The organism is Streptococcus sp. 27098_8_148 (genome assembly GCF_041432105.1).
GTDB classification, from domain to species: domain Bacteria; phylum Bacillota; class Bacilli; order Lactobacillales; family Streptococcaceae; genus Streptococcus; species Streptococcus parasanguinis_AE.
Window position 1 is genome coordinate 30,542 of sequence record NZ_JAPVYY010000004.1, and the last position, 22,946, is coordinate 53,487.

23 protein-coding genes are annotated in these 22,946 nt (G+C 43.9%); 21 read left to right on the plus strand and 2 right to left on the minus strand.

Annotation, left to right across the window (positions count from 1 at the left end; all coding sequences use genetic code 11):
- Positions 1-122 precede the first annotated feature (122 nt).
- The 21 genes from rpoC (at position 123) to folK (ending at position 19,878) form a co-directional block, all read left to right on the plus strand.
- A complete protein-coding gene (rpoC, locus tag O3646_RS04325; RefSeq protein WP_371610584.1) occupies positions 123-3,776 on the plus strand; it encodes a DNA-directed RNA polymerase subunit beta' in 3,654 nt (1,217 codons plus the stop codon).
- A gap of 322 nt (positions 3,777-4,098) precedes the next feature.
- Positions 4,099-5,253, plus strand: coding sequence for a non-hydrolyzing UDP-N-acetylglucosamine 2-epimerase (wecB, locus tag O3646_RS04330; protein WP_049513846.1), 1,155 nt, complete (start codon positions 4,099-4,101; stop codon positions 5,251-5,253).
- Positions 5,254-6,042 (plus strand): hypothetical protein, encoded by a 789-nt coding sequence (locus tag O3646_RS04335; RefSeq protein WP_070664737.1) that lies wholly within the window; start codon positions 5,254-5,256, stop codon positions 6,040-6,042. It begins immediately after the preceding gene.
- A 9-nt stretch (positions 6,043-6,051) separates the two neighbouring features.
- Positions 6,052-6,192: a hypothetical protein gene (locus O3646_RS04340; RefSeq protein WP_003004308.1), complete on the plus strand. Its 141-nt coding sequence runs from the start codon at positions 6,052-6,054 to the stop codon at positions 6,190-6,192.
- Positions 6,185-7,495: a glycosyltransferase gene (locus O3646_RS04345; RefSeq protein ID WP_195423844.1), complete on the plus strand. Its 1,311-nt coding sequence runs from the start codon at positions 6,185-6,187 to the stop codon at positions 7,493-7,495. The genes O3646_RS04340 and O3646_RS04345 overlap by 8 nt, the downstream gene beginning before the upstream one ends.
- A gap of 8 nt (positions 7,496-7,503) precedes the next feature.
- On the plus strand, positions 7,504-8,607 hold the full coding sequence (locus O3646_RS04350; RefSeq protein ID WP_070448842.1) for a glycosyl hydrolase family 8: 1,104 nt from the start codon (positions 7,504-7,506) through the stop codon (positions 8,605-8,607).
- Positions 8,608-8,826: 219 nt separating this feature from the next.
- A complete protein-coding gene (locus O3646_RS04355; RefSeq protein WP_049505981.1) occupies positions 8,827-9,216 on the plus strand; it encodes a DUF1033 family protein in 390 nt (129 codons plus the stop codon).
- An 87-nt stretch (positions 9,217-9,303) separates the two neighbouring features.
- Positions 9,304-10,245: a competence type IV pilus ATPase ComGA gene (comGA, locus tag O3646_RS04360; protein ID WP_155124982.1), complete on the plus strand. Its 942-nt coding sequence runs from the start codon at positions 9,304-9,306 to the stop codon at positions 10,243-10,245.
- Positions 10,178-11,209 (plus strand): competence type IV pilus assembly protein ComGB, encoded by a 1,032-nt coding sequence (gene comGB, locus O3646_RS04365; protein WP_195623587.1) that lies wholly within the window; start codon positions 10,178-10,180, stop codon positions 11,207-11,209. The genes comGA and comGB overlap by 68 nt, the downstream gene beginning before the upstream one ends.
- The gene (comGC, locus tag O3646_RS04370; protein ID WP_023919650.1) at positions 11,206-11,523 is read left to right on the plus strand and encodes a competence type IV pilus major pilin ComGC; all 318 of its coding nucleotides are present in this window, start codon (positions 11,206-11,208) and stop codon (positions 11,521-11,523) included. Before comGB ends, comGC begins: the two co-directional genes overlap by 4 nt.
- On the plus strand, positions 11,513-11,917 hold the full coding sequence (gene comGD, locus O3646_RS04375; RefSeq protein ID WP_134974548.1) for a competence type IV pilus minor pilin ComGD: 405 nt from the start codon (positions 11,513-11,515) through the stop codon (positions 11,915-11,917). Before comGC ends, comGD begins: the two co-directional genes overlap by 11 nt.
- Entirely contained in the window at positions 11,883-12,170 is a 288-nt protein-coding gene (gene comGE, locus O3646_RS04380) for a competence type IV pilus minor pilin ComGE (RefSeq protein WP_371610585.1), read from the plus strand. Before comGD ends, comGE begins: the two co-directional genes overlap by 35 nt.
- On the plus strand, positions 12,160-12,612 hold the full coding sequence (gene comGF, locus O3646_RS04385; RefSeq protein WP_049472872.1) for a competence type IV pilus minor pilin ComGF: 453 nt from the start codon (positions 12,160-12,162) through the stop codon (positions 12,610-12,612). The genes comGE and comGF overlap by 11 nt, the downstream gene beginning before the upstream one ends.
- Entirely contained in the window at positions 12,569-13,033 is a 465-nt protein-coding gene (gene comGG, locus O3646_RS04390; RefSeq protein WP_229060271.1) for a competence type IV pilus minor pilin ComGG, read from the plus strand. Before comGF ends, comGG begins: the two co-directional genes overlap by 44 nt.
- Before the next feature lie 30 nt (positions 13,034-13,063).
- Positions 13,064-14,017, plus strand: a complete 954-nt coding sequence (locus tag O3646_RS04395) for a class I SAM-dependent methyltransferase (protein WP_371610586.1) — start codon at positions 13,064-13,066, stop codon at positions 14,015-14,017.
- Between the two features lie 51 nt (positions 14,018-14,068).
- Positions 14,069-15,262 carry an acetate kinase gene (locus tag O3646_RS04400; RefSeq protein WP_371610587.1) on the plus strand — a complete coding sequence of 398 codons (1,194 nt, stop codon included), beginning with the start codon at positions 14,069-14,071 and terminating at the stop codon, positions 15,260-15,262.
- A gap of 72 nt (positions 15,263-15,334) precedes the next feature.
- On the plus strand, positions 15,335-16,066 hold the full coding sequence (locus tag O3646_RS04405; RefSeq protein ID WP_371610588.1) for a CPBP family intramembrane glutamic endopeptidase: 732 nt from the start codon (positions 15,335-15,337) through the stop codon (positions 16,064-16,066).
- A gap of 152 nt (positions 16,067-16,218) precedes the next feature.
- On the plus strand, positions 16,219-17,169 hold the full coding sequence (folP, locus tag O3646_RS04410) for a dihydropteroate synthase (protein ID WP_371610589.1): 951 nt from the start codon (positions 16,219-16,221) through the stop codon (positions 17,167-17,169).
- On the plus strand, positions 17,170-18,480 hold the full coding sequence (locus O3646_RS04415; RefSeq protein WP_371610590.1) for a folylpolyglutamate synthase/dihydrofolate synthase family protein: 1,311 nt from the start codon (positions 17,170-17,172) through the stop codon (positions 18,478-18,480).
- Positions 18,481-18,488: 8 nt separating this feature from the next.
- Positions 18,489-19,043, plus strand: a complete 555-nt coding sequence (gene folE, locus O3646_RS04420; protein ID WP_003019101.1) for a GTP cyclohydrolase I FolE — start codon at positions 18,489-18,491, stop codon at positions 19,041-19,043.
- 25 nt (positions 19,044-19,068) lie between these two features.
- On the plus strand, positions 19,069-19,878 hold the full coding sequence (gene folK, locus O3646_RS04425; RefSeq protein WP_371610591.1) for a 2-amino-4-hydroxy-6-hydroxymethyldihydropteridine diphosphokinase: 810 nt from the start codon (positions 19,069-19,071) through the stop codon (positions 19,876-19,878).
- A gap of 64 nt (positions 19,879-19,942) precedes the next feature.
- Here the strand turns inward: folK and O3646_RS04430 are convergent, their stop codons facing one another.
- A complete protein-coding gene (locus O3646_RS04430) occupies positions 19,943-21,427 on the minus strand; it encodes a DUF1846 domain-containing protein (protein ID WP_021154294.1) in 1,485 nt (494 codons plus the stop codon).
- Positions 21,428-21,873: 446 nt separating this feature from the next.
- Positions 21,874-22,938 carry a glutamyl aminopeptidase gene (gene pepA, locus O3646_RS04435; RefSeq protein ID WP_014712788.1) on the minus strand — a complete coding sequence of 355 codons (1,065 nt, stop codon included), beginning with the start codon at positions 22,936-22,938 and terminating at the stop codon, positions 21,874-21,876.
- Positions 22,939-22,946: the final 8 nt, after the last annotated feature.

A 22,946-nucleotide genomic window follows, 5' to 3' on the forward strand; every position in this document is an offset into this window, starting at 1 on the left:
CTAGCAGGATGATTCGATAACAAGATACAGACACAAGGAGGTGGCAAGAAAGTTTCCTTTCTTCCTCCACCTAAGCTGTATCCAAATAAAACAAGTATGAAAACAAGGAAAGGTAAGAAATAGTGGTTGATGTAAATCGTTTTAAAAGTATGCAAATCACCCTAGCTTCTCCAAGCAAGGTCCGTTCATGGTCTTATGGAGAGGTCAAGAAACCTGAAACAATCAACTACCGTACATTGAAACCAGAACGCGAAGGTCTCTTTGATGAAGTCATCTTTGGACCTACAAAAGACTGGGAATGTGCGTGTGGGAAATACAAACGAATCCGTTACAAAGGGATCGTTTGTGACCGCTGTGGGGTTGAAGTAACACGTGCGAAAGTTCGTCGTGAACGCATGGGGCATATCGAGTTGAAAGCACCTGTATCACACATCTGGTACTTCAAAGGAATCCCTTCTCGTATGGGATTGACCTTGGATATGAGTCCTCGTGCCCTTGAAGAAGTCATCTACTTCGCAGCTTATGTGGTGATCGATCCAAAAGATACTCCACTTGAGCACAAATCCATCATGACAGAACGTGAATACCGTGAACGCTTGCGTGAATACGGACCAGGTTCTTTTGTAGCTAAGATGGGTGCAGAAGCCATCCAAGACCTCTTGAAACAAGTGGATTTGGAAGCTGAAATTGCTCTCTTGAAAGAAGAATTGAAGACTGCAACTGGTCAAAAACGTGTGAAGGCTGTGCGCCGTTTGGATGTCTTGGACGCCTTCTACAAATCTGGCAACAAGCCAGAATGGATGGTCCTCAACATCCTTCCCGTTATTCCACCAGATCTTCGTCCGATGGTCCAATTGGATGGTGGCCGTTTTGCCGCCTCTGACTTGAATGACCTTTATCGCCGGGTAATTAACCGGAACAACCGTTTGGCACGTTTGTTAGAATTGAATGCCCCTGGTATCATCGTGCAAAACGAAAAACGGATGCTCCAAGAAGCTGTCGATGCTTTGATCGACAACGGTCGTCGTGGTCGTCCAATCACAGGACCAGGTAGTCGTCCACTCAAATCATTGAGCCACATGCTCAAAGGGAAACAAGGACGCTTCCGTCAAAACTTGCTTGGTAAACGGGTGGACTTCTCAGGACGTTCCGTTATCGCCGTTGGTCCAACTCTGAAGATGTACCAATGTGGTGTGCCACGTGAAATGGCTATCGAGCTCTTCAAACCATTTGTTATGCGTGAAATCGTTGCACGTGATATCGTACAAAACGTTAAAGCTGCAAAACGCTTGGTCGAACGTGGAGATGAACGTATCTGGGATATCTTGGAAGAAGTCATCAAAGAACACCCAGTTCTCTTGAACCGCGCACCGACCCTTCACCGTTTGGGGATCCAAGCCTTTGAACCTGTCTTGATTGACGGGAAAGCCCTTCGCTTGCACCCCCTTGTCTGTGAAGCCTACAATGCCGACTTCGATGGAGACCAAATGGCCATCCACGTACCGCTTTCAGAAGAAGCTCAAGCAGAAGCTCGTATCTTGATGTTGGCTGCTGAGCATATCTTGAACCCTAAAGATGGTAAACCAGTCGTTACGCCATCTCAGGATATGGTATTGGGGAACTACTACCTCACTATGGAAGAAGCTGGTCGTGAAGGTGAAGGAATGGTCTTTAAAGACCGTGAAGAAGCCGTGATGGCTCTTCGCAATGGCTATGTTCACTTGCATACCCGTGTCGGAATTGCGACGGATAGCTTGAACAAACCATGGACAGAAGCACAACAACACAAGATTCTCTTGACAACTGTTGGTAAGATTCTCTTTAACGATATCATGCCTGCAGAGCTTCCATACCTTCAAGAGCCTAATAATGCCAACTTGACAGAAGGTGTTCCAGCTAAGTACTTCTTGGAGCCTGGTCAAGATGTCAAATCAGCGATTGAGAAATTGGAATTAAACGTTCCTTTCAAGAAGAAAAATCTTGGAAATATCATCGCCGAAATCTTCAAACGTTTCCGTACAACTGAAACGTCTGCTTTCTTGGACCGCTTGAAAGACTTAGGTTACCATCATTCAACCCTTGCTGGTTTGACAGTGGGGATTGCCGATATTCCGGTCGTTGAAGATAAGGCAGAAATCATTGAAGAATCTCACAAACGTGTGGAACAGATCACGAAACAATTCCGTCGTGGTTTGATCACGGATGACGAACGCTACAATGCTGTTACAGCTGAATGGCGTGCAGCCCGTGAGAAATTGGAAAAACGCTTGGTGGATAACCAAGATCCGAAGAACCCAATCGTTATGATGATGGACTCTGGAGCCCGTGGTAACATCTCAAACTTCTCGCAACTTGCCGGTATGCGTGGTTTGATGGCCGCTCCAAACGGACGGATCATGGAATTGCCAATCCTGTCAAACTTCCGCGAAGGTTTGTCAGTACTCGAAATGTTCTTCTCAACTCACGGTGCCCGTAAAGGGATGACCGATACGGCCCTTAAGACAGCCGACTCAGGTTACTTGACTCGTCGTTTGGTTGACGTTGCCCAAGACGTCATTATTCGTGAAGATGACTGTGGAACAGACCGTGGACTTGTGATCCGTGCCATTACTGATGGTAAGGAAATGATCGAGCCACTCGAAGAACGCTTGACTGGTCGTTATACCAAGAAATCTGTTAAACATCCTGAAACAGGTGAAGTCATCGTTGGTCCAGATACCTTGATCTCAGAAGACCTAGCACGTGAAATTGTTCATGCTGGTGTGGAAGAAGTCACTATCCGCTCTGTCTTTACATGTAACACCCGCCATGGTGTCTGCCGTCACTGTTATGGTATCAACTTGGCGACTGGTGATGCGGTTGAAGTGGGTGAAGCAGTCGGAACCATCGCTGCCCAATCTATCGGGGAACCTGGTACACAGTTGACCATGCGTACCTTCCACACGGGTGGGGTTGCCTCAAATACCGATATCACTCAAGGTCTTCCTCGTGTCCAAGAAATCTTTGAAGCCCGCAATCCAAAAGGGGAAGCGGTCATCACTGAGGTCAAAGGGGAAGTCACAGCGATCGAAGAAGATGCTTCTACACGGACCAAGAAAGTCTTTGTTAGCGGAGCAACTGGTGAAGGTGAATACGTTGTCCCTTACACTGCCCGCATGAAAGTCGAAGTAGGAGATCAAGTCTCTCGTGGTGCGGCTCTGACAGAAGGGTCTATCCAACCAAAACGTCTCCTTGCCGTTCGTGATGTCTTGTCGGTTGAAACTTACCTTCTTGCGGAAGTACAAAAAGTATACCGTAGCCAAGGGGTAGAAATCGGCGACAAACACATCGAGGTAATGGTTCGTCAAATGATCCGTAAAGTACGTGTCATGGATCCAGGAGATACAGACCTTCTCATGGGTACGCTTATGGACATTACAGACTTTACAGATGCTAATAAGGATGTCCTTATCTCTGGTGGAGTTCCTGCGACTGCTCGTCCAGTCCTTATGGGAATCACCAAAGCCTCTCTTGAAACCAACAGTTTCTTGTCAGCTGCTTCCTTCCAAGAAACCACTCGTGTTCTTACTGACGCAGCGATCCGTGGTAAGAAAGACCATCTCCTTGGACTTAAGGAAAATGTTATCATTGGTAAGATTATTCCTGCAGGTACAGGGATGGCTCGTTACCGTAACTTGGAACCACAAGCGATTAACGAAGTTGAAATCATCGAAGAAGTGCCAGTAACAGATGGAACAGTCGATGAAGTTCAAACAGCTGAAGTCGTAGAAGAATAAGAAAAAAAGTCGGAACTACATGTTCCGGCTTTTTTTTGAAAAAATTATAAAAATTTATTATTTGAAAAATAATTGTATAATTATTGATTTATTTTTTTACCAAAAATATTAGCCCGGTAGAAGTCGTGCTGTAAATACTTACAATTAGTGATTATATGGATATGTATTCTAAATACCAAAATAATAAAATGACTAACTATTAGTAATTTCTTTATAAAACCCAAAAACGGTTTGACATTTAAAGTCATTGGCGGTAGAATGGAAAAAGATGTACACAAATTAAAAAAATGTCGAATTACATGTATGTCAACGGGGGAAGTTTATGGGAAAATTGAAAATTATGGTTGTGTTTGGGACGCGACCGGAGGCCATTAAAATGGCCCCTTTGGTGTTGGAGTTGCAAAAGCAGAGGGAGACCATTGAGACCATTACGGTGGTCACTGCCCAGCACCGTCAAATGCTGGACCAGGTTTTAGAAACCTTTAACATCGTACCTGATTACGATTTGGATATTATGGGGAAAAGCCAGACCTTATTAGACATTACCTCTAAAATTCTGAATCAATTAGATCCAGTTATCAAAAAAGAAAAGCCAGATATGGTGCTCGTCCATGGAGATACGACCACTACCTTTGCGGCGAGTTTGGTTGCCTTTTACAATCAAGTCCGCATTGGTCACGTCGAAGCTGGTTTGAGAACCTTTGATAAATATTCTCCGTATCCAGAAGAGATGAACCGTCAAATGACGGATGATCTAGCGGATCTGTATTTTGCGCCGACTGGCGAAAGTAAGGCCAATCTCTTAAAAGAAAATCATCCGGAATCCTCTATTGTGGTGACAGGAAATACTGCTATTGATGCACTGAAACTCACGGTTCAAGAGAACTATCATCACGAAGTACTGGATCAATTAGATCCAGCTAAAAAAATCATCCTTGTCACCATGCATCGAAGAGAAAATCAAGGAGCTCCCATGAGAGCGGTCTTTGGAGCTCTGAGAGAAATGGTGGATCAAGAACCGGATATTGAAGTGGTTTACCCAGTGCACCTTAGTCCAGCGGTACAAGAGGCGGCAAACGATCTATTAGGAGATCATGATCGGATCCATCTCATTGCACCTTTAGATGTGCTTGACTTCCACAACTTGGCTTCGAGAAGTTACTTTATCATGTCGGATTCAGGTGGGGTACAAGAAGAAGCACCATCATTGGGGAAACCGGTATTGGTATTGCGTGATACAACAGAACGCCCAGAAGGGGTCAAAGCAGGAACTTTGAAATTAGTTGGTACGGATCCTGCCGTCGTCAAATCCACGATGACGGAGCTCTTAACCAACGAACATCTTTATCTAGAAATGGCAAATGCCCGAAATCCTTATGGAGATGGAAGAGCTTCTGAGCGAATCGTGCAAGCTATTAAACATTACTTTGGCCAGGGAGATGCTGCTGAAGAATTTCATGAGGGAGAGAAAGAATAAATGAAAAAAACGGAAAAGTTAAGTAGATGGTTGCTAATTTTGATTGTTTTCGAAGTACTTCTTTTACTTTACTGCTTGTTTTTTGCAAGAGAGATTCTGATTGAAGAAGGATTATTCTTTGTTTTAGGATTATTTTCTGCTATTGTTTTATCAGATTTGTTGTTGACATGGACCATCCTGTTGTCATTTGCCCTAGGGATTGTCTTTTTGGTGGCGGGTGTTGTCTATATCCCATTTCATCAAGCCTTGCTTCTGCTCTTTAGTTTTCCAATCTTGATTGGAATTTTGACCCAAATTCGCTACCACCTCTTTAAAGAGATTGCAAAAGTGAAGGATCAAGAGCCAGAAGCTTACGCAGATTACCGTAACCGCATCGCTTCTTATGGTGGGGAAACCAATGATACGATTCAAGCCTTACTCATTCACTGGTCGCACGAGGAATTGTTCTTCCAATTGCAACCGAGAGAGTACAATCGGACCTTGAACCAAATCAACTATTTGGTAACGCATCATCTAAAGCCAAATGAAAGCTTGTATTATGTATCAGATGGTAATTTCTTGATCTTATCTTCTGATAGCGAGCGGGATCTGAAGGGCGATTATATGACAGTCTTAAAACCACAGTTGGAAGGACTGGTGTTCCAAGGAGAAGATGGGGTGCAAGCCATCCAATTTCAGTCCGGCTTTCTTGTAGTGGATCAATCAAATCGCACCAAATACCATCGCTATAAAGAAATGATTCGTTACTTAAAACGTCAACTTGAAACAGATATTATTGTGGAATATTAGGAGGAAAACATGTCTCTTACAAATATATTTTTTAATATAGCTGTAGGCATTAGTGTATTTTTTGCCTTGTGCTTTATTGTATTATTTGTAGCTTATACGGTGATTTACCGCCGTGTCAATAAAAACTTTAAGGCGGTGGACCATGATTAGTCAAATTGTGATGATTATTGCCTTGATTTCGATTTGGCTGTCCTTAGCCTGGGGCCTAGTAATCCTCTTTTCAGCCGTTCATTTTTGGTTTAAACACAGTGATTTTCGTGTCAATACGGATCCGCTTCCTTATTATCCAAAAGTGACGATCGTCGTACCTGCCCATAATGAGGATGTGGTTATTGCACAGACAGCCAAAGCGATCCTTGATTTGAACTACCCACATGATCGTGTAGAATTACTACTGTTTGCGGATAATTGTTCCGATCGCACTTATGAAGAGTGTTTGGCAGTTAAAGCATTGCCAGAGTATGCAGGACGTGATTTGACCATCATCAATCGCAGTGGGACAGGTGGGAAAGCCGGTGTGTTAAATGACGCTTTGGCCATGGCGACCGGAGACTATATCTGTGTCTATGATGCAGATGCCATGCCTGAAAAGAATGCTCTTTATTTCCTTGTGAAAGAAGTGCTCAAAGATCCAGAGCGTCATGTGGCTTCTTTTGGTCGCAATAAAACGCGGAATGCCGGTCAAAACTTCTTGACCCGCTGTATCAACCAAGAAATTGTCGTCACCCAACGGGTTCACCATGTAGGCATGTGGCATCTCTTTAAGATTGGACGGATTCCAGGAACCAACTTCATTATTCAAACTGAATTTGTCAAGAGTATTGGGGGATGGAAAAACGGTGCCTTAACAGAGGATACGGATATTTCCTTTAAGATTATGCAAAGTGGGAAGTTGATTGCTCTAGCCTATAATTCAGAAGCTTTTCAACAAGAGCCGGAAACTCTGAAGAGTTATTATATGCAACGGAAACGTTGGGCCAAAGGGAATTATGAAGTGGTTCTTTCTAACTTCAAGCATTTATTTGGTAAGGGAAATTGGCGCGTGAAGTTAGAAGTGACCAACTATTCCTGTATCTTCTTCTGGTTCAATGCAGCTATCGTGTTATCAGACTTGATCTTTTTTGCCAATATTCTGGCCATGTGTCTCCATACAGTGTTGCCAGGCGTGCAAATTCCATTTGCCTTTGATTCAGAAAATATCTATATTGCGCAATTGATGTTGTTCAATTGGATCTTGATGATTGGGCTCTACTTACTTCAGATTAATGTGGCTCTTGCCTCACAATTTGGTCAAGCAACTACCAAGCAAATTTGGTTGGCCTTAGCTGCCTACTTCACCTATTCTCAACTGTTTATCATTGTATCGATTGATGCCATCTCTTCGATTGTGATGGACAAACTATTGCACCGGAAAGAAACTAAATGGGTTAAAACAAAACGATTCGCAGGATAGGAGAAATTATGAATACGAAAAAGATGAGATATGTATGGTTTCTAGTCATCCTTTGCATTTTCTGTTTGACCTTATTTTTAGCGAGAACGAGAAGTAAAGTGGAGATGCGAAATCGAATTTATCATCAGTGGAATGAGCATTTTGTTGTTTCAAAAGGGAAAGAATCCTATGTTCGAACCACCAATGATAGCAATCAAACGGTGGTTTTATCCGAAGCGCAAAGTTATGGAATGCTCATTACTGTTGCGGCTGCTAAAAAAGGACAGGCCCAACAAGCAGACTTTGACCGACTCTATCAATATTATCTAAATCATCGCTTGGAAGGTACCCAATTGATGTCTTGGAAACAAACCATCAGAAATGGAAAAGCAAAGGATGAGGACCATAACGCCACAGATGGAGATCTCTATATTGCCTATGCTCTTCTAAAAGCTGCTCAGCAATGGCCAAAGCAAGCCAAAGACTACCAGGCTCAAGCCAAAGCGATTTTAGAAGATATTCTCGCACACAACTACAATGAAGAAACCGGTGTGTTAACGGTGGGAAATTGGGCCAATCAGGATTCGGAATTCTATCATTTGATGCGGACGTCTGATACACTGCCAGCGCAATTCCAGATCTTTTATGAAGTGACAAAAGATTCGAAGTGGTTGGACATCAAAGAAAAGATGTTGCAGCAACTCCAAACGATCAGCTCCCAAACAAAAACAGGTTTACTACCTGATTTCATCTGGGTAGATGAGCAAGGGACTCGCGTAGCGGATCCCAAGACGATTGAATCCAAGTATGATGGAGCCTACTCGTATAATGCTTGTCGCCTTCCATATAACCTTGTTCAAAGTAAGGATGCAACCAGTCAAAAATTGGTGAAAAAGATGCTTAACTTTTTCAAGAGTCAAAGAAACCTGTACGCGGGTTATGACTTGAAAGGAAAGGCCTTGAACAATCATCAGGCAGCAAGTTTTTTGGCACCGATAGTCTATGCTTCTGAACACGAAAAAGGCTATCTGAAGTTGGTGCAACAGAATAAGTATATCTTCACACAAGATCTACCTCTGAACAACTATTATGATGCAACCATGACAACCATGATTGCACTTGAATTGTTCTAAATACTTGAGAAGAGAGAGTTCCCAAGATGGCTCGTCATTTTGTTGGGACTCTCTTTTTTGATTCTCGAAAAAGGGACCCAAGAGAAATCAAGTAGTCTATTTTTGAAAAATAACTGTGAAAATCGCCTGAGAATACCTGAAAAATTATGCTCTGAGCAGAAAACTTTTATTCTCAAAGGATTTTCTATATAATAGAAGATACAAAGGATGGAAGAGTTTATGTATCGAGTGATTGAAATGTATGGGGACTGTGAACCCTGGTGGTTTTTAGAAGGTTGGGAAGAAGATATTGTCAGTAGTCGGAAGTTTGAAGACTATTACCAGGCTTTGAAATACTACAAGCAGAAATGGTTAGAGTTGAATGCACACTTTCCAAGTTATAAGAGTCGGAGTGATCTCATGACGATCTTTTGGGATACCAACGAGCAAGAGTGGTGTGAGGACTGCAGTGATGATGTGCAGTTTTTCCACTCGATAGTTCTGCTAGAAGACGAGCACAAAATCCCTAAAAGCAAGCTCCGTCCAGGTTACGAAAAGGAAAAAGGAATCCGCAAACATCGTTCTTGTCAATATACACTCGATTCAAAAAAGGGGACAACCCTGTCATAAGAGATATTTAGAAGATTTTTTAGAGCTATCTAGAAAGTCTTCTTTTTTTGTCTTCTTTTTCGAATAGTATAAGTGAGAGGAGGAACTATGGTTCAAGAAATTGCAAAAAAATTGATTCGTATGGGAAAAAAAGAAGAAGCCCAGGATCTCTACTTTATCCCTCGGAGAGAGGAGTACCAGGTTTTTATGAGGGTTGGAGATGAGAGGCGCTTTGTACAATCCTTCCCTTTTGAGGAGATGACGGCTATGATCAGCCACTTTAAGTTCGTAGCAGGCATGAACGTGGGAGAAAAAAGGCGGAGCCAGCTAGGGTCGTGTGATTACCCTCTGGAGGATGGGCTGGTTTCGATTCGCTTGTCGACGGTGGGGGATTATCGTGGCTATGAAAGCTTGGTTATTCGGCTCTTGCATGATGAGGAACGCGAATTGCGTTTTTGGTTTGATCAGCTACCTGAGTTGAAGAAGAAATTGGCTGGTCGTGGGCTCTATCTCTTTGCGGGCCCTGTTGGTTCGGGAAAGACCACTCTCATGCATGCTTTGGCGCAAGAGTGCTTTGCGGACCAGCAAGTCATGTCCATTGAGGATCCTGTCGAGATCAAGCAGGATAATATGTTACAGCTTCAGCTGAACGACCAGATCGGCATGACCTATGACAACCTGATCAAACTCTCCTTACGTCATCGGCCGGACCTTCTCATCATTGGGGAAATTCGAGATAAGGAAACAGCTCGTGCAGTCGTACGAGCTAGTTTGACAGGGGTCACAGTCTTCTCTACTATTCATGCCAAGAGCGTTCGAGGTGTTTATGAGAGGCTCTTAGAGCTTGGAGTGAGTGAGGAAGAGCTCAAGATTGTTTTACAAGGTATTTGCTACCAACGATTAATTGCAGGAGGAGGTGTTGTCGATTTTGCGACGGAAAACTACCAAGAACACTCAGCCAGCCGCTGGAACCAACAAATGGATCTCTTGGCTCAATCGGGATATATCCAGCTGGCTCAGGCACAAGCCGAAAAAATTATCTACAACTAAACAAAAGCAAATCATTGAATTGTTTTTGAATCTTTATTCGAGTGGTTTTCATCTGTCTGAGATTGTTGATTTTTTGGATCGTTCCCACCTAGTAGAGAGTCATTTGGTCTCCCAGATGCGAGCAGATCTCTCTCGGGGTCGGAGTTTTTCAGAGATGATGGCGGGGATCGGTTTTTCAGATGCGGTCACGACGCAGCTGTCTCTCGCTGAGCTCCATGGAAATCTTGCATTGAGCTTGGAGAAAATCAGTGCTTACCTAGAAAATATGCGCAAGGTCAAGAAAAAGTTGATCGAAGTTAGCACTTATCCTCTTATCTTACTTGGGTTTTTAATTTTGATTATGCTAGGCCTGCGCAATTATTTGCTCCCTCAAATGGATGCACAAAATATTGGTACGCAATTGATCAGTTCCTTTCCCCAACTCTTTTTGGCGCTCGTAGCGGGGATAGTGGTTCTCTTCTTATTCAGCTTTCTCTATTATCGAAAATCTAGCAAGATCAAAGTTTTTAGAAGCTTGTCCCATCTTCCTTTCGGGAAAGGCATGATTCAAGCTTATTTGACAGCCTATTATGCCAGAGAATGGGGCAATCTGATTGGGCAAGGATTGGAGCTGTCTCAGATTTTTACCATGATGCAGGAGCAAAAATCCCAGCTTTTCCAAGAGATTGGAAGAGACTTAGTTCTTTCTTTAGACCGCGGTCAATCCTTTTCAGAGACGGTCGGGGGATATTCTTTTTTCAAAAAAGAATTGCCGCTTATGATTGAATATGGTGAGGTCAAATCAAAGCTTGGAAGTGAGCTAGAGATCTACGCTGAAAAAACATGGGAAGACTTCTTTCGTCGGGTCCACAAGGCCATGAATGTGATACAACCCTTGGTCTTTGTCTTTGTAGCTCTTGTGATTGTCTTACTTTACGCAGCCATGTTGCTGCCGATTTATCAAAATATGGAGGTTCATTTATGAAAAAATTAAAAACATATAAGGTAAAAGCTTTTACGCTGATTGAAATGTTGGTGGTCTTATTGATCATCAGTGTACTCTTATTGCTCTTTGTGCCGAATTTGACCAAGCAAAAAGACTCTGTGAAAGAGACAGGCAATGCAGCCGTTGTCAAGGTGGTCGAAAGTCAGGCTGAATTGTACGAGCTCAATCATACCAATGACCAAGCCACTCTATCAAAGCTAATTGCTGATGGAAATATTACCAACAAACAAGCAGAATCTTATCGTGCCTATTATGCGAAAAATAGTGGAGAAACTCGTGCGGTTGCAGATTAAGGCCTTCACCTTGGTGGAGACCCTTTTGACCTTGATGATCGTCAGTTTTATCTATCTGGGCTTATCGGGATCGATCAGGACGAGCTTTCAGCAGGTGGAAGAAAAAGTATTTTTTGCAGAGTTTGAACACCTCTATCAAGAAAGTCAGAAGATAGCACTGGCAAGGCAAACGGAATTGGATGTTGAAGTGACTGCAAGGAAGATTCAAACGCCCTACCAGACAGTGGAGATTCCTGATTCTGTCATTTTGCAAGATCCTAAAACCATTCGTTTAGACCGTGCAGGTGGCAATTCATCCCTGGCCAATGTTCACTTTCAGACACAGAGAGGAGTGGTGACCTATCAACTGTCGCTTGGAAATGGGAAAATTAAAAAAAGCATCCGTTCCCGCTAGTATTCTCATAGAATCTTTGGTAGCCTTGGGTTTATTTGCCATGATTACGACCTTATTGTTAGGGGAGATCCGGCGTTCGCGTAGGGAGCGACTAGCGGATTTCAAAGAGGTAGAGGTCTTATCTGTCGTTCAAATGGCACTTCAGACAGGGCAAAATCATCTGGAGGCCAATGGTATTCAAGTTCAAGTCGAAAAAGATGCCGATCAACTCACGGTCTATCATCAAGGAAAGGTGGTACTGCATGTGGAATAAAGGTAAGGTCAAGGCCTTTACCCTGCTCGAAGCCTTGGTCGCTCTCTTGGTCCTTAGTGGGGGTGTGTTGGTCTTTCAAGGCTTGACTAAGCTCCTGCATGCTGAATTGGACTACCAAGCACACCAAAAGCAGGAGGAATGGATACTTTTTCAGCAACAATTGCAGGTGGAATTGGACCGGAGTCATTTTGAAAAAGTAGCGGACAATCATATCTACTTGGTTCAGGATCAAAAACCAATTGCTATTGGCCAATCTAAAGGAGATGATATCCGAAAAACAGATGATAAGGGCAGAGGCTATCAGCCTATGATTTCAGGGGTTCGCTCTAGCCAAATTTGGCAGGAGGGAGAGCTCCTTCATCTGCGGTTGAATTTTGAAGAAGGTCTAGAAAGGGAGTATGTCTACCATGTGGTACCAGCGATACAAAATGAAAAAAGTTAAGGCTGGTGTCTTGCTTTACGCTCTCTTGATGGCAGCGATTTTTAGTCTCTTGCTTCAGTTTTACCTGCATCGTCAGGTTGCGGAAAGACGGATCTTAAAGACGAGTCAAGATCGTCTACGGGCCTATGCTTTGGTGCAATTGGCTCTTGAAAAGAGAAAGAGTGATGAGAAGACATCAGAGATTCATTTAAAGTCTGGAGTTGTTCAGCTACAGCAGGACACTGGTTTTCTTCATGCTCAGGCTAAGATGAATGGCGAAAGCTATGAGTTTGTCCTTCCTGTAAGGGAAGAAAAGGAAAACAAGAAGAGTCAAAAAGAAAAGAAGACACAGAAAGATAAGGAGAAGGCAGAGACCGAAACGCCTTCTGAAGAGACGCCAAACGAGACCAAGGAACCATCAGAAAATAGCGAAAAAGACTAATTTTTGGTATGATAGGGTGCGGAGGAAATCATGAATTTCGAAAAAATTGAACAAGCCTATACCTATCTATTAGAAAACACTCAAAGTATTCAAAATGAATTGTCGACCAACTTTTATGACGCCTTGATTGAACAAAATGCCATGTATTTGGATGGCAAGACAGATCTAGACATTGTTAAAAACAATAGCAAAAAATTAAAAGAACTAGGTTTGAGTAAGGAAGAATGGCGCAGAGCCTACCAATTCCTTTTTATGAAAGCTGCTCAGACAGAGCCTTTACAAGCGAATCACCAGTTCACACCAGATGCGATTGGTTTTATCATTACATTTTTGATCGATCAGTTGGCTAAAAGCGACCAACTGGATGTCTTAGAAGTGGGAAGTGGAACCGGAAATCTCGCTGAGACTATTGTCAACAATAGCCGTCTCACGATTGATTACTTAGGATTGGAAGTAGATGATCTCTTGATTGACCTATCTGCTAGTATCGCAGACGTAATGGAGTCTAGTGTTGTCTTTGCACAAGGCGACGCGGTGCGTCCGCAAGTGTTGAAAGAAAGTGACTTGATCGTTAGTGACCTTCCAATTGGTTATTATCCAGATGATGCGATTGCACAGCGCTATCAGGTAGCGAGCTCCGAAGGCCATACCTATGCCCATCACCTCATGATGGAACAGGCGCTGAAATACCTGAAACCTCAAGGAGTAGCCATCTTTTTAGCTCCCAACAACCTCTTGACGAGCCCTCAGAGTGATCTTTTAAAGGCTTGGTTGAAAGACAAGGCCCAACTCCTTGCCATGCTGACCTTGCCAGAATCTCTTTTTTCAAATCCAGCCTATGCTAAGACGATTTTCGTCCTACGAAAACAAGAAGAAGAGTCTGTTCAGCCCTTTGTCTATCCGTTTACCGATCTCCAGGATCATGACCAGGTGGTTCACTTTATGGAAAGTTTCCAAAACTGGTTAAAGGATAGTGAAATTTGATCAAAGATCTGATATAATAGAGGAAGTGAAAACGCTTAATGAGGTGAATATATGTCGAAAACAATTTCTATTAATGCAGGAAGCTCTAGTTTGAAATGGCAATTGTACCAAATGCCAGAGGAAACTGTTCTTGCAAAAGGGTTGATTGAACGGATCGGTTTGAAAGATTCTATTTCAACTGTTAAATTTGATGGACGCTCTGAAAAACAAGTATTAGATATCCAGGATCATACACAAGCTGTAAAAATTTTGTTGGATGATTTGATTCGCTTTGATATTATCAAATCCTACGATGAGATTACAGGTGTGGGCCACCGCGTCGTTGCTGGTGGAGAATACTTCAAGGATTCTGCCTTGGTAGATGACGAAGTCCTTCGAAAAGTAGAAGAATTGTCTTTGTTAGCACCTCTTCATAATCCTGCAAATGCAGCTGGAATTCGTGCCTTTAGAGAGATTTGTCCAAATATTACCAGTGTTGTGGTATTTGATACTTCTTTCCATACAACCATGCCGGAAAAAGCTTATCGTTACCCTCTTCCAACTAAATATTACACAGAAAATAAGGTCCGTAAGTACGGCGCTCATGGAACCAGTCATCAGTATGTAGCTGGTGAAGCTGCTAAACTTCTTGGAAAACCATTAGAAGAATTGAAATTGATCACCTGCCACGTTGGAAATGGTGTATCTGTTACAGCGGTTGACAAGGGAATCTCTGTCGATACCTCAATGGGCTTCACACCTCTAGGTGGTGTCATGATGGGAACCCGTACAGGGGATCTCGATCCAGCGATTATTCCTTACTTGATGGAACATACAGAGGATTTCAATAAGCCTGAAGACATCAGCCGCATCTTCAATCGTGAATCAGGTCTTCTGGGTGTTTCTGAATCTTCTAGCGACATGCGGGATATTCATACAGCGATGCACAATGGAGACGAAAAAGCCAAATTGGCTTACGATATCTTTATCGATCGTTTGCAAAAATACATTGGTCAATACTTAGCTGTCTTGAATGGTGCAGATGCCATCATTTTTACAGCAGGGATCGGTGAAAATGCAGTAAACGTTCGTTCTTCTATTATCAATGGGATCAGCTGGTTTGGATGCAAGGTCGACCCTGAAAAGAACGTCTTTGGAGTTGTCGGAGATATTTCCACAGACGATTCCCGTGTGAAGGTATTGGTTATTCCAACTGATGAAGAGTTGGTGATTGCGCGTGACGTTGAACGTTTCAAAAATCAGTAAACTGAAATAAAGTGAGAAGGCTAGAGGCGAAAGCCCCAGTCTTCTTATTTTATACAAGAAAGAGGTTGTCCATTGAAAAAAATACAGTCTTTTGTTCGAGAGCACCCATTATGTAAGAATGTTCTCTGGCTCCTGCTTTTTGTGCCCTTATTCTTTCTCTCCCAATTTCCCCTCATCACCATGGTTTATTCCCTTCAAGAAGGAGTAGATGCAAGGTGGGTCACTATCCTCACTCTCTTGGTAACAGTGGCGGTGCTCTTTGTTTTTTATAAGGTCATCAAGATGAGCCCTCTGGAGAACTTAGATGTTCGGGTCATTACCTGGCCGGCTCTGGGGAGAAATTTCCTTTTTCTTCTCTTGTTGATGGCTAATAACCTGCTCGCTTATCCCTTGTTGAAACAAGAGGCAGGTGGTACGACGGCAAACCAAGCGGCTCTAAATGAACTACAATCTCATGCTCCTTTTCTTGCTATGGGAATGGTCGTGATCCTTGTCGCTCCGATTCTAGAAGAGCTGCTTTGTCGGGCCATTATCCCTCGTTTGATCTTTCGAGGGGCAGAACCAATCGGTTATCTAGCCGGTGCTCTCTTTTTTACTTACTTGCATGGACCGAGTACCCTAGGGGAATGGGTAGCTTACGGAGGCATGTCCTTGATCTTAACTTGGGTGGCTTATCGCTACAAGCGGATCGAGTATAGCATTTGCCTTCACATGACCTTGAATGCGCTGGCTTATTATTATCCGGTGGTCATACTCCTTTGTTTATTGCCAGTATGGAGAGTTTTCTTCCATGATAAATTATGATAAAATGGTAGGTACCAATGAGTTTTGATGCAGAACCATCCTACAGAAGGTCAGAAATCCGTATGGAGAGTAGACTCAGAGGTTTAGAACACTTGTTCTAGCCTCTTTTGTTCGCAATCATGCTGTAGGAAGGGAATCAAAGGAGAACGAAAATGATTGATAATAAATGGCTGAGTGGCCAAGGGACCCTTCTTTGTGGGATCTTAAATGTCACTCCGGATTCATTTTCTGATGGCGGTAAGTATACGAGTGTGGATGCAGCCGTGCAGCAGGCGAGAAAACTGATCCAAGAAGGAGCTCAGATCCTCGATATCGGAGGAGAATCAACCAGACCAGGAAGTCATTATGTGGAGATCCAAGAAGAGATTGATCGCGTGGTTCCGGTGATTGAAGCCATTCGGAGAGAAAGTGATGTCTTGATCTCAGTAGATACCTGGAAGTCCCAGGTGGCGGCGGCGGCGCTCGAAGCTGGGGCTGATATTGTCAACGATATTACGGGTTTTCTTGGAGATCCTGAGATGGCCACGGTCGTCGCCAAGCATGAAGCGAGCGCGGTTCTCATGTTTAATCCAGTGATGGCGAGACCGCATCATCCAAGTTCCACTATCTTCCCAAGTTTTGGTTTTGAACCAGTCTTTTCAGAGCAAGAACTTCAACAGATGGCCCAAGAACCGATTCAAGACGTGATGTGGACCTTCTTTGACCGCTCGCTTGCGGTAGCGAAGGCAGCTGGTGTCCAGATGGATCGTATTATGCTGGATCCAGGGATCGGATTTGGTTTGACCAAGCGTGAGAACCTACTCTTATTGCAAGAGCTTGAGACGATTCACCAAAAGGGTTATCCGATCTTTCTAGGGGTCTCCCGCAAACGCTTTGTGGTCAATATTATTGAGGAAGCAGGATTTGAGACAGATCCTGCAACGGAGACTGGTTTTTGGAATCGGGACCTGGCTTCGAGTCATTTGACCAGTATTGCAGCCAGTCAAGGGGTCGAAGTAGTGCGGGTGCATGATATTCCCCTTCACAAGATGGCAGCCAGTCTGGGCCAAGCCATTTTCCAAGCCCAAGAGGCAGCAGATACCAATTTAAAACAATACAAGTAAATGAAGACAAAAGAACATCAGTTGGATCTTCGTTGGCTAGAAGCCTATCGTTCCCAAGATCCACATTTCGGTTTGGAGCGCATGGAAGCTCTCTTAGCTTTGAGAGGAAATCCTCACTTAGACTGTCGAGTCATTCATGTTGCGGGGACCAATGGCAAAGGCTCTACCATTGCTACCTTGTCCCAACTCTTGAGGCAGGCAGGTTTACGGGTTGGAGTCTTTACCTCTCCTTATCTGATCCATTACAATGACCAAATCACCATTAATGGCGAAGCCATTTCGGATCAAGACCTGCAAACCTACCTGGATAGTTACCAGCAGCTCCTGCAAGCTGAACAATCAAAGGCCGTCTTTCAAGGGTTGACTGAATTTGAAGTAATGACGGCCATCGCCTATGATTATTTTGCTCACGAGGAGCTGGATTATGTGATCATGGAAGTCGGTATGGGGGGACGACTAGACAGTACCAATGTCTGCCAGCCCCTTCTGACCGCGATCACGTCGATTGGCTTGGATCATGTTGCCCTTCTTGGGCCAGATCTGACTTCCATTGCCCGTGAAAAGGCAGGCATCATTAAGCCAGGAATTCCTCTGGTTCTAGGGAAATTAGAAGCAGAAGCTAGCCAAGTCATTGAAGGCATTGCGATTCAGAAGCAGGCACCGATAACAGCCTATGACAGAGATTACCAAGTTGAGCTAGAAGCCTCTTGTCTATCGGGCCAATCCTTTTCTTATCACAGTTCCAAAAGAGAAAAAGCCTCTTATCAAGTAGCGCTCTTGGGTCATCACCAGGCCAGAAATGCAGCTCTTGCGATCAGTATCTGTGATGTACTTTTTGAAAGAGAAGGGCGTGAACTCTTGTCAAGAGAGTTAGTGGATGAGGCCTTGCATCAAGTCGTCTGGCCTGGCCGGATGGAAGTGGTCTCGCAAAATCCCATGATCTTGCTTGATGGGGCCCATAACCCCCACGCCGTTGCGCCTTTGATCGCAAGCCTTCGGGAACTGTTCCCAAGTCAAAAAAAGACTATTCTTTTTACCTGCATCCGGACCAAAGCCTTAGAAGAGATGCTCATTCAGTGGCAGGAACTAGAAAATAGTCGCTTGATCCTCACGAGCTTTGAAGATCCGAGAGCCTATTCTCAAGAAGAGATGACAGCTGCTGCGAAATACCATCAGCTTGAGGAAGTCAACTGGCAAGAGTTTCTACAAAACTGGCAAGCTGAAGGCGATGAGCTCCTCATTGTAACGGGGTCGCTCTACTTCCTTAGCCAGGTACGACCTTATTTATTAAAAACAGAAAAATCCAACTAGGAGATGATATGGATACAAAGAAAATTGAAGAAGCAGTGAAAATGATCATCGAGGCAGTCGGTGAAGATGAGAACCGTGAGGGACTTCAGGAAACGCCGACCCGCATTGCCAAGATGTACCAAGAAATCTTTGCAGGACTAGGGCAGACAGCAGAAGAGCATCTGTCTAAATCATTTGAAATCATTGATAACAATATGGTGGTTGAGAAGGATATCTTCTTCCATTCCATGTGTGAGCATCACTTTTTACCATTTTATGGAAAAGTGCACATTGCCTACATTCCAAATGGCCGTGTGGCTGGGCTTTCAAAACTGGCTCGTACGGTCGAAGTATACGCTAAAAAACCACAGATTCAGGAACGTTTGACGGTAGAAATCGCAGATGCCTTGATGGAATATCTTGGAGCGCAAGGTGCCCTTGTCTGGGTAGAAGCAGAGCATATGTGTATGAACATGCGTGGTGTCCGTAAACCTGGGACTGCAACAGTGACAACTGCTGCACGTGGACTGCTTGCGACAGATAAAGACTTGAAAAATGAAGCCTATAAACTCATGGGCCACTAATGGCCGGCTATAAGAGGTGAAGAGAGTGGATCAATTACGGATCAAGGACTTAGAGATATACGCCTATCATGGTGTTTTTCCGGCAGAAAAAGAATTGGGACAACGCTTTGTCCTAGACCTATGGGTGGATTATGAAATGACCCGTGCTGCCCGCACAGGAGATTTGGATGCTTCGATCCATTACGGGATCTTGGCGGAACAGTTGACCGAGTGGATGCAGGCAGAAAAGATCGATCTGATTGAAACGGTTGCCTTTCAATTGGTGCAAAAGATTTTCGAAAGCTATGCCTTTGTAGAAAAAGTTCGTCTGGAGTTGAAAAAACCTTGGGCTCCTGTTCCCTTGCCACTCGAGACTTGTTCGGTGACAATCGAACGAGAGAAAAAACGAGCCTTTATTGGGCTTGGTACCAATATGGGAGATAAACAACTGCAACTAGAGACGGCGCTAGAAAAAATCAAGGGTCGAGGCATTCATCTTCTTCAAACATCCACAAGGATTGAAACAGAACCTTGGGGAGGAGTGGAGCAAGACACCTTTTTGAATCAAGTGGCAGAGGTTGAAACCTGGATGACCCCAGAGGATTTACTAGAAACCTTACTTGCCATTGAGCAAGAAATGGGGCGTGTCCGTGAGATCAAGTGGGGGCCACGTGTGATCGATCTAGATCTGCTCTATATGGAGGACACCATTTATTACAGTCCTAGCTTGATCTTGCCGCATCCGTATGTGGCAGAACGTGCCTTTGTATTAGAATCTTTAAATGAAATTGCTCCTCATTTTGTGGACCCTGTTCAAAGAAAGCCCATTCGCCAATTATGGGATGCCGTCAAATAATCTCTCTTCTTTGCTTCATAAAAAAACAATCCCTCGAGCAGGGATTGTTTTTGTTTGTCTTGCTTTATTTACGATACAAGCGATCGTACTGGTAGACAGGGTCCATGGTGACGTTGATACCGAGCTTGCGAAGGACGTTCTTGTCTTCGTCTGTCAGCATCACGGTTGAGTGGGCTTCACTGCCTTTCAACTTGCCTAATTCTTGCATAGCAAGCTTAGCGTCTTCATTGGTCATAGCTGTAATGGCCAGGGCAATGAGGATTTCGTTCGAGTGAAGACGAGGATTGCGGCTACCCAAATGATTGATCTTCAAGCCTTGGATAGGTTGGACGTATTCTGGCTCGATTAATTTGGTTTCTTTATCAATATGCGCCAATTTCTTGATCGCATTGATCAAGAGGGCTGCCGTTGGACCAAAGAGATCAGAGGTTTTTCCGGTCACCATCTCGCCGTTTGGCAATTCAAGTGCCAAGGCTGGCTCCCCTGTTTCTTCTTCTTTCTGACGAGCAAGAACAGTCACTTTCCGGTCATTTGGAGTAATGCCCAAATCATTCATCAAGAGCTCAATCTTCTTGACAGCTCCTTCACCGACACGCTCTGCTTTAACATCCAAGATAGTTTGGTAATAGCGACGGATGATTTCTTGTTGGGAAGCTTCAATCGCAGCGTCATTGTCCACAATGGCAAAGCCAACCATGTTGACGCCCATGTCTGTTGGAGAAGCGTAAGGAGAGGTTCCTAAGATGCGTTCCAACATGCGCTTCAAGACAGGGAAGATTTCGATATCGCGGTTGTAATTGACCGTTGTTTCCCCGTAGGTTTGGAGGTGGAAAGGATCGATCATATTGACATCGTCTAGATCTGCAGTCGCTGCTTCATAAGCCAAGTTAACTGGGTGGTGCAAAGGAAGATTCCATACTGGGAAGGTTTCAAACTTAGCATAACCTGATTTGATCCCATTTAATTGGTCATGGTACATATTGGACATACAAGTTGCCAGCTTACCAGAACCAGGTCCAGGAGCCGTTACAACGACCAAATTGCGGCTAGTCTTGATGTAGTCATTTTTCCCCATCCCTTCAGGAGAGATGATGTGGTCCATATCGGTCGGATAGCCCTTGATCGGATAGTGGAGATAAGAGGCGATGCCGCTCTTGTCCAGTTGTTTGCGAAAGGCGTCTGCTGCAGCTTGTCCAGCATATTGGGTGATGACAACAGAGCCTACAAAGATCCCCAATTCATTGAATTTGTCGATCAAGCGTAGCACTTCTTGGTCATAAGAAATTCCTAGGTCCCCACGGGCTTTTGAGTGCTCAATGTTGTTGGCGTTGATGGCAATGACAATTTCCACCTGGTCGCGCAATTCTTGGAGCAGCTTGATCTTATTGTCTGGTTCGTATCCAGGGAGGACACGAGCAGCGTGAAAGTCTTCTAACATCTTACCACCAAATTCAAGGTAGAGCTTGCCATCGAATTGGTTGATCCGCTCAATAATGTGGTCACGTTGCAAGTTCAAATACTTTTCAGAACTAAAAGCTTGTTTTTTCATGTAAAACTCCTGTATATAAGGGAAGGGTCTGCCACACAAATCCAAGGATGAGTGTTCCGTTCCCTACCATTTCATTCTTTCATATTATATCAGAAAACAGATGGAAGATAAAATATTCTAAGATACTTTCCTAAGATGAGGTTAGACATCATAGAATTTGATTGTTCAGGCATATTTTTTACATAAAATGACCTAAGTGATGCTAAACAAATAAAATGAGGTAGTCTATTAAGGTCATTGCAGGGTGCACTTAAACTTTCCGCTGTGAGAAAAGTGCCTGAAACGACTCAGTTTTAGGCACTCGGAATTATTGAGACCTCAGGCTCAATAATTAGTCTTGGAACTTCGGAGAAGTTCGCAGACGTCCGTACTCACCTAAGGAAAGTTTTTAAGAGGATTTTATCCTCGATCTGAAAGCCCCTTACGGGGCTTCAGATCGATGTTGTTTAATAGTGTTTGATCAAATCAACTGTAGAGCGATCCAATTTCTTAACCAATGCTTGTAAGAAGGCTTGCGCTTGTAAGAAATCATCCATGGCATAGAGGGTTTGGTGAGAGTGGATGTAACGTGCACAGACACCAATAGTGGTTGATGGGACTCCGCCGTTCTTCAAGTGTGCTGCACCTGCATCGGTACCACCTTTGGCGCAATAGTATTGGAATTTGATGCCCGCTTCTTCAGCAGTAGTGAGCAAGAAATCTTTCATATTTGGTAGCATGATGTGACCTGGATCATAGAAGCGAAGCAGTGTTCCTTCCCCAATCGCCCCTTGGTCTCCAAAGACATCGGCTGCTGGTGAACAGTCTACAGCAAGGAAGATTTCAGGATCAAATTTAGTAGTTGAGGTGTGGGCTCCACGAAGTCCCACTTCTTCTTGAACGTTGGCCCCTACATAGAGTTCGTTGTTTAAGGCTTGTCCAGAAAGGCTCTTGGCCAATTCGCTGACCATCAAGACGCCGTAGCGGTTATCCCATGCTTTTGAGATGACGTTTTTACCATTAGCAGTGAGAATCGCAGAGCTATCTGGGACCAAGGTATCTCCAGGACGGACCCCATAGCTTTCAGCTTCGGCTTTAGAGCTAAAGCCAGCATCAAAGACGATGTCGCTAATGGCAGGTACGGTTGGTCCACCTGTTCCACGTGTCAAATGAGGAGGAACAGATCCTGAAATAGCAGGGTATTCACGTCCGTCACGTGTAAAGAGTTTGAAGCGTTGGCTGCTGACGACCATCGGATTCCAACCTCCGATTGGGACAACACGGAAAGTCCCATCAGCTTTGATTTCGCTGATCATAAAACCAACTTCGTCCATGTGGGCAGCTACTAAGATACGAGGAGCATCGGCAGCTGTTGAATGTTTGACCCCAAAGATCCCACCAAGACCATCTGTCACGATTTCGTCCACATGAGGGGTCAATTGTTGGCGCAAATAATCCCGTACAGGAGCTTCATGACCTGAGATAGCAGGGATTTCAGTTACTTCTTTGATTTTAGAAAATAAATCAGTCATAGGTTACC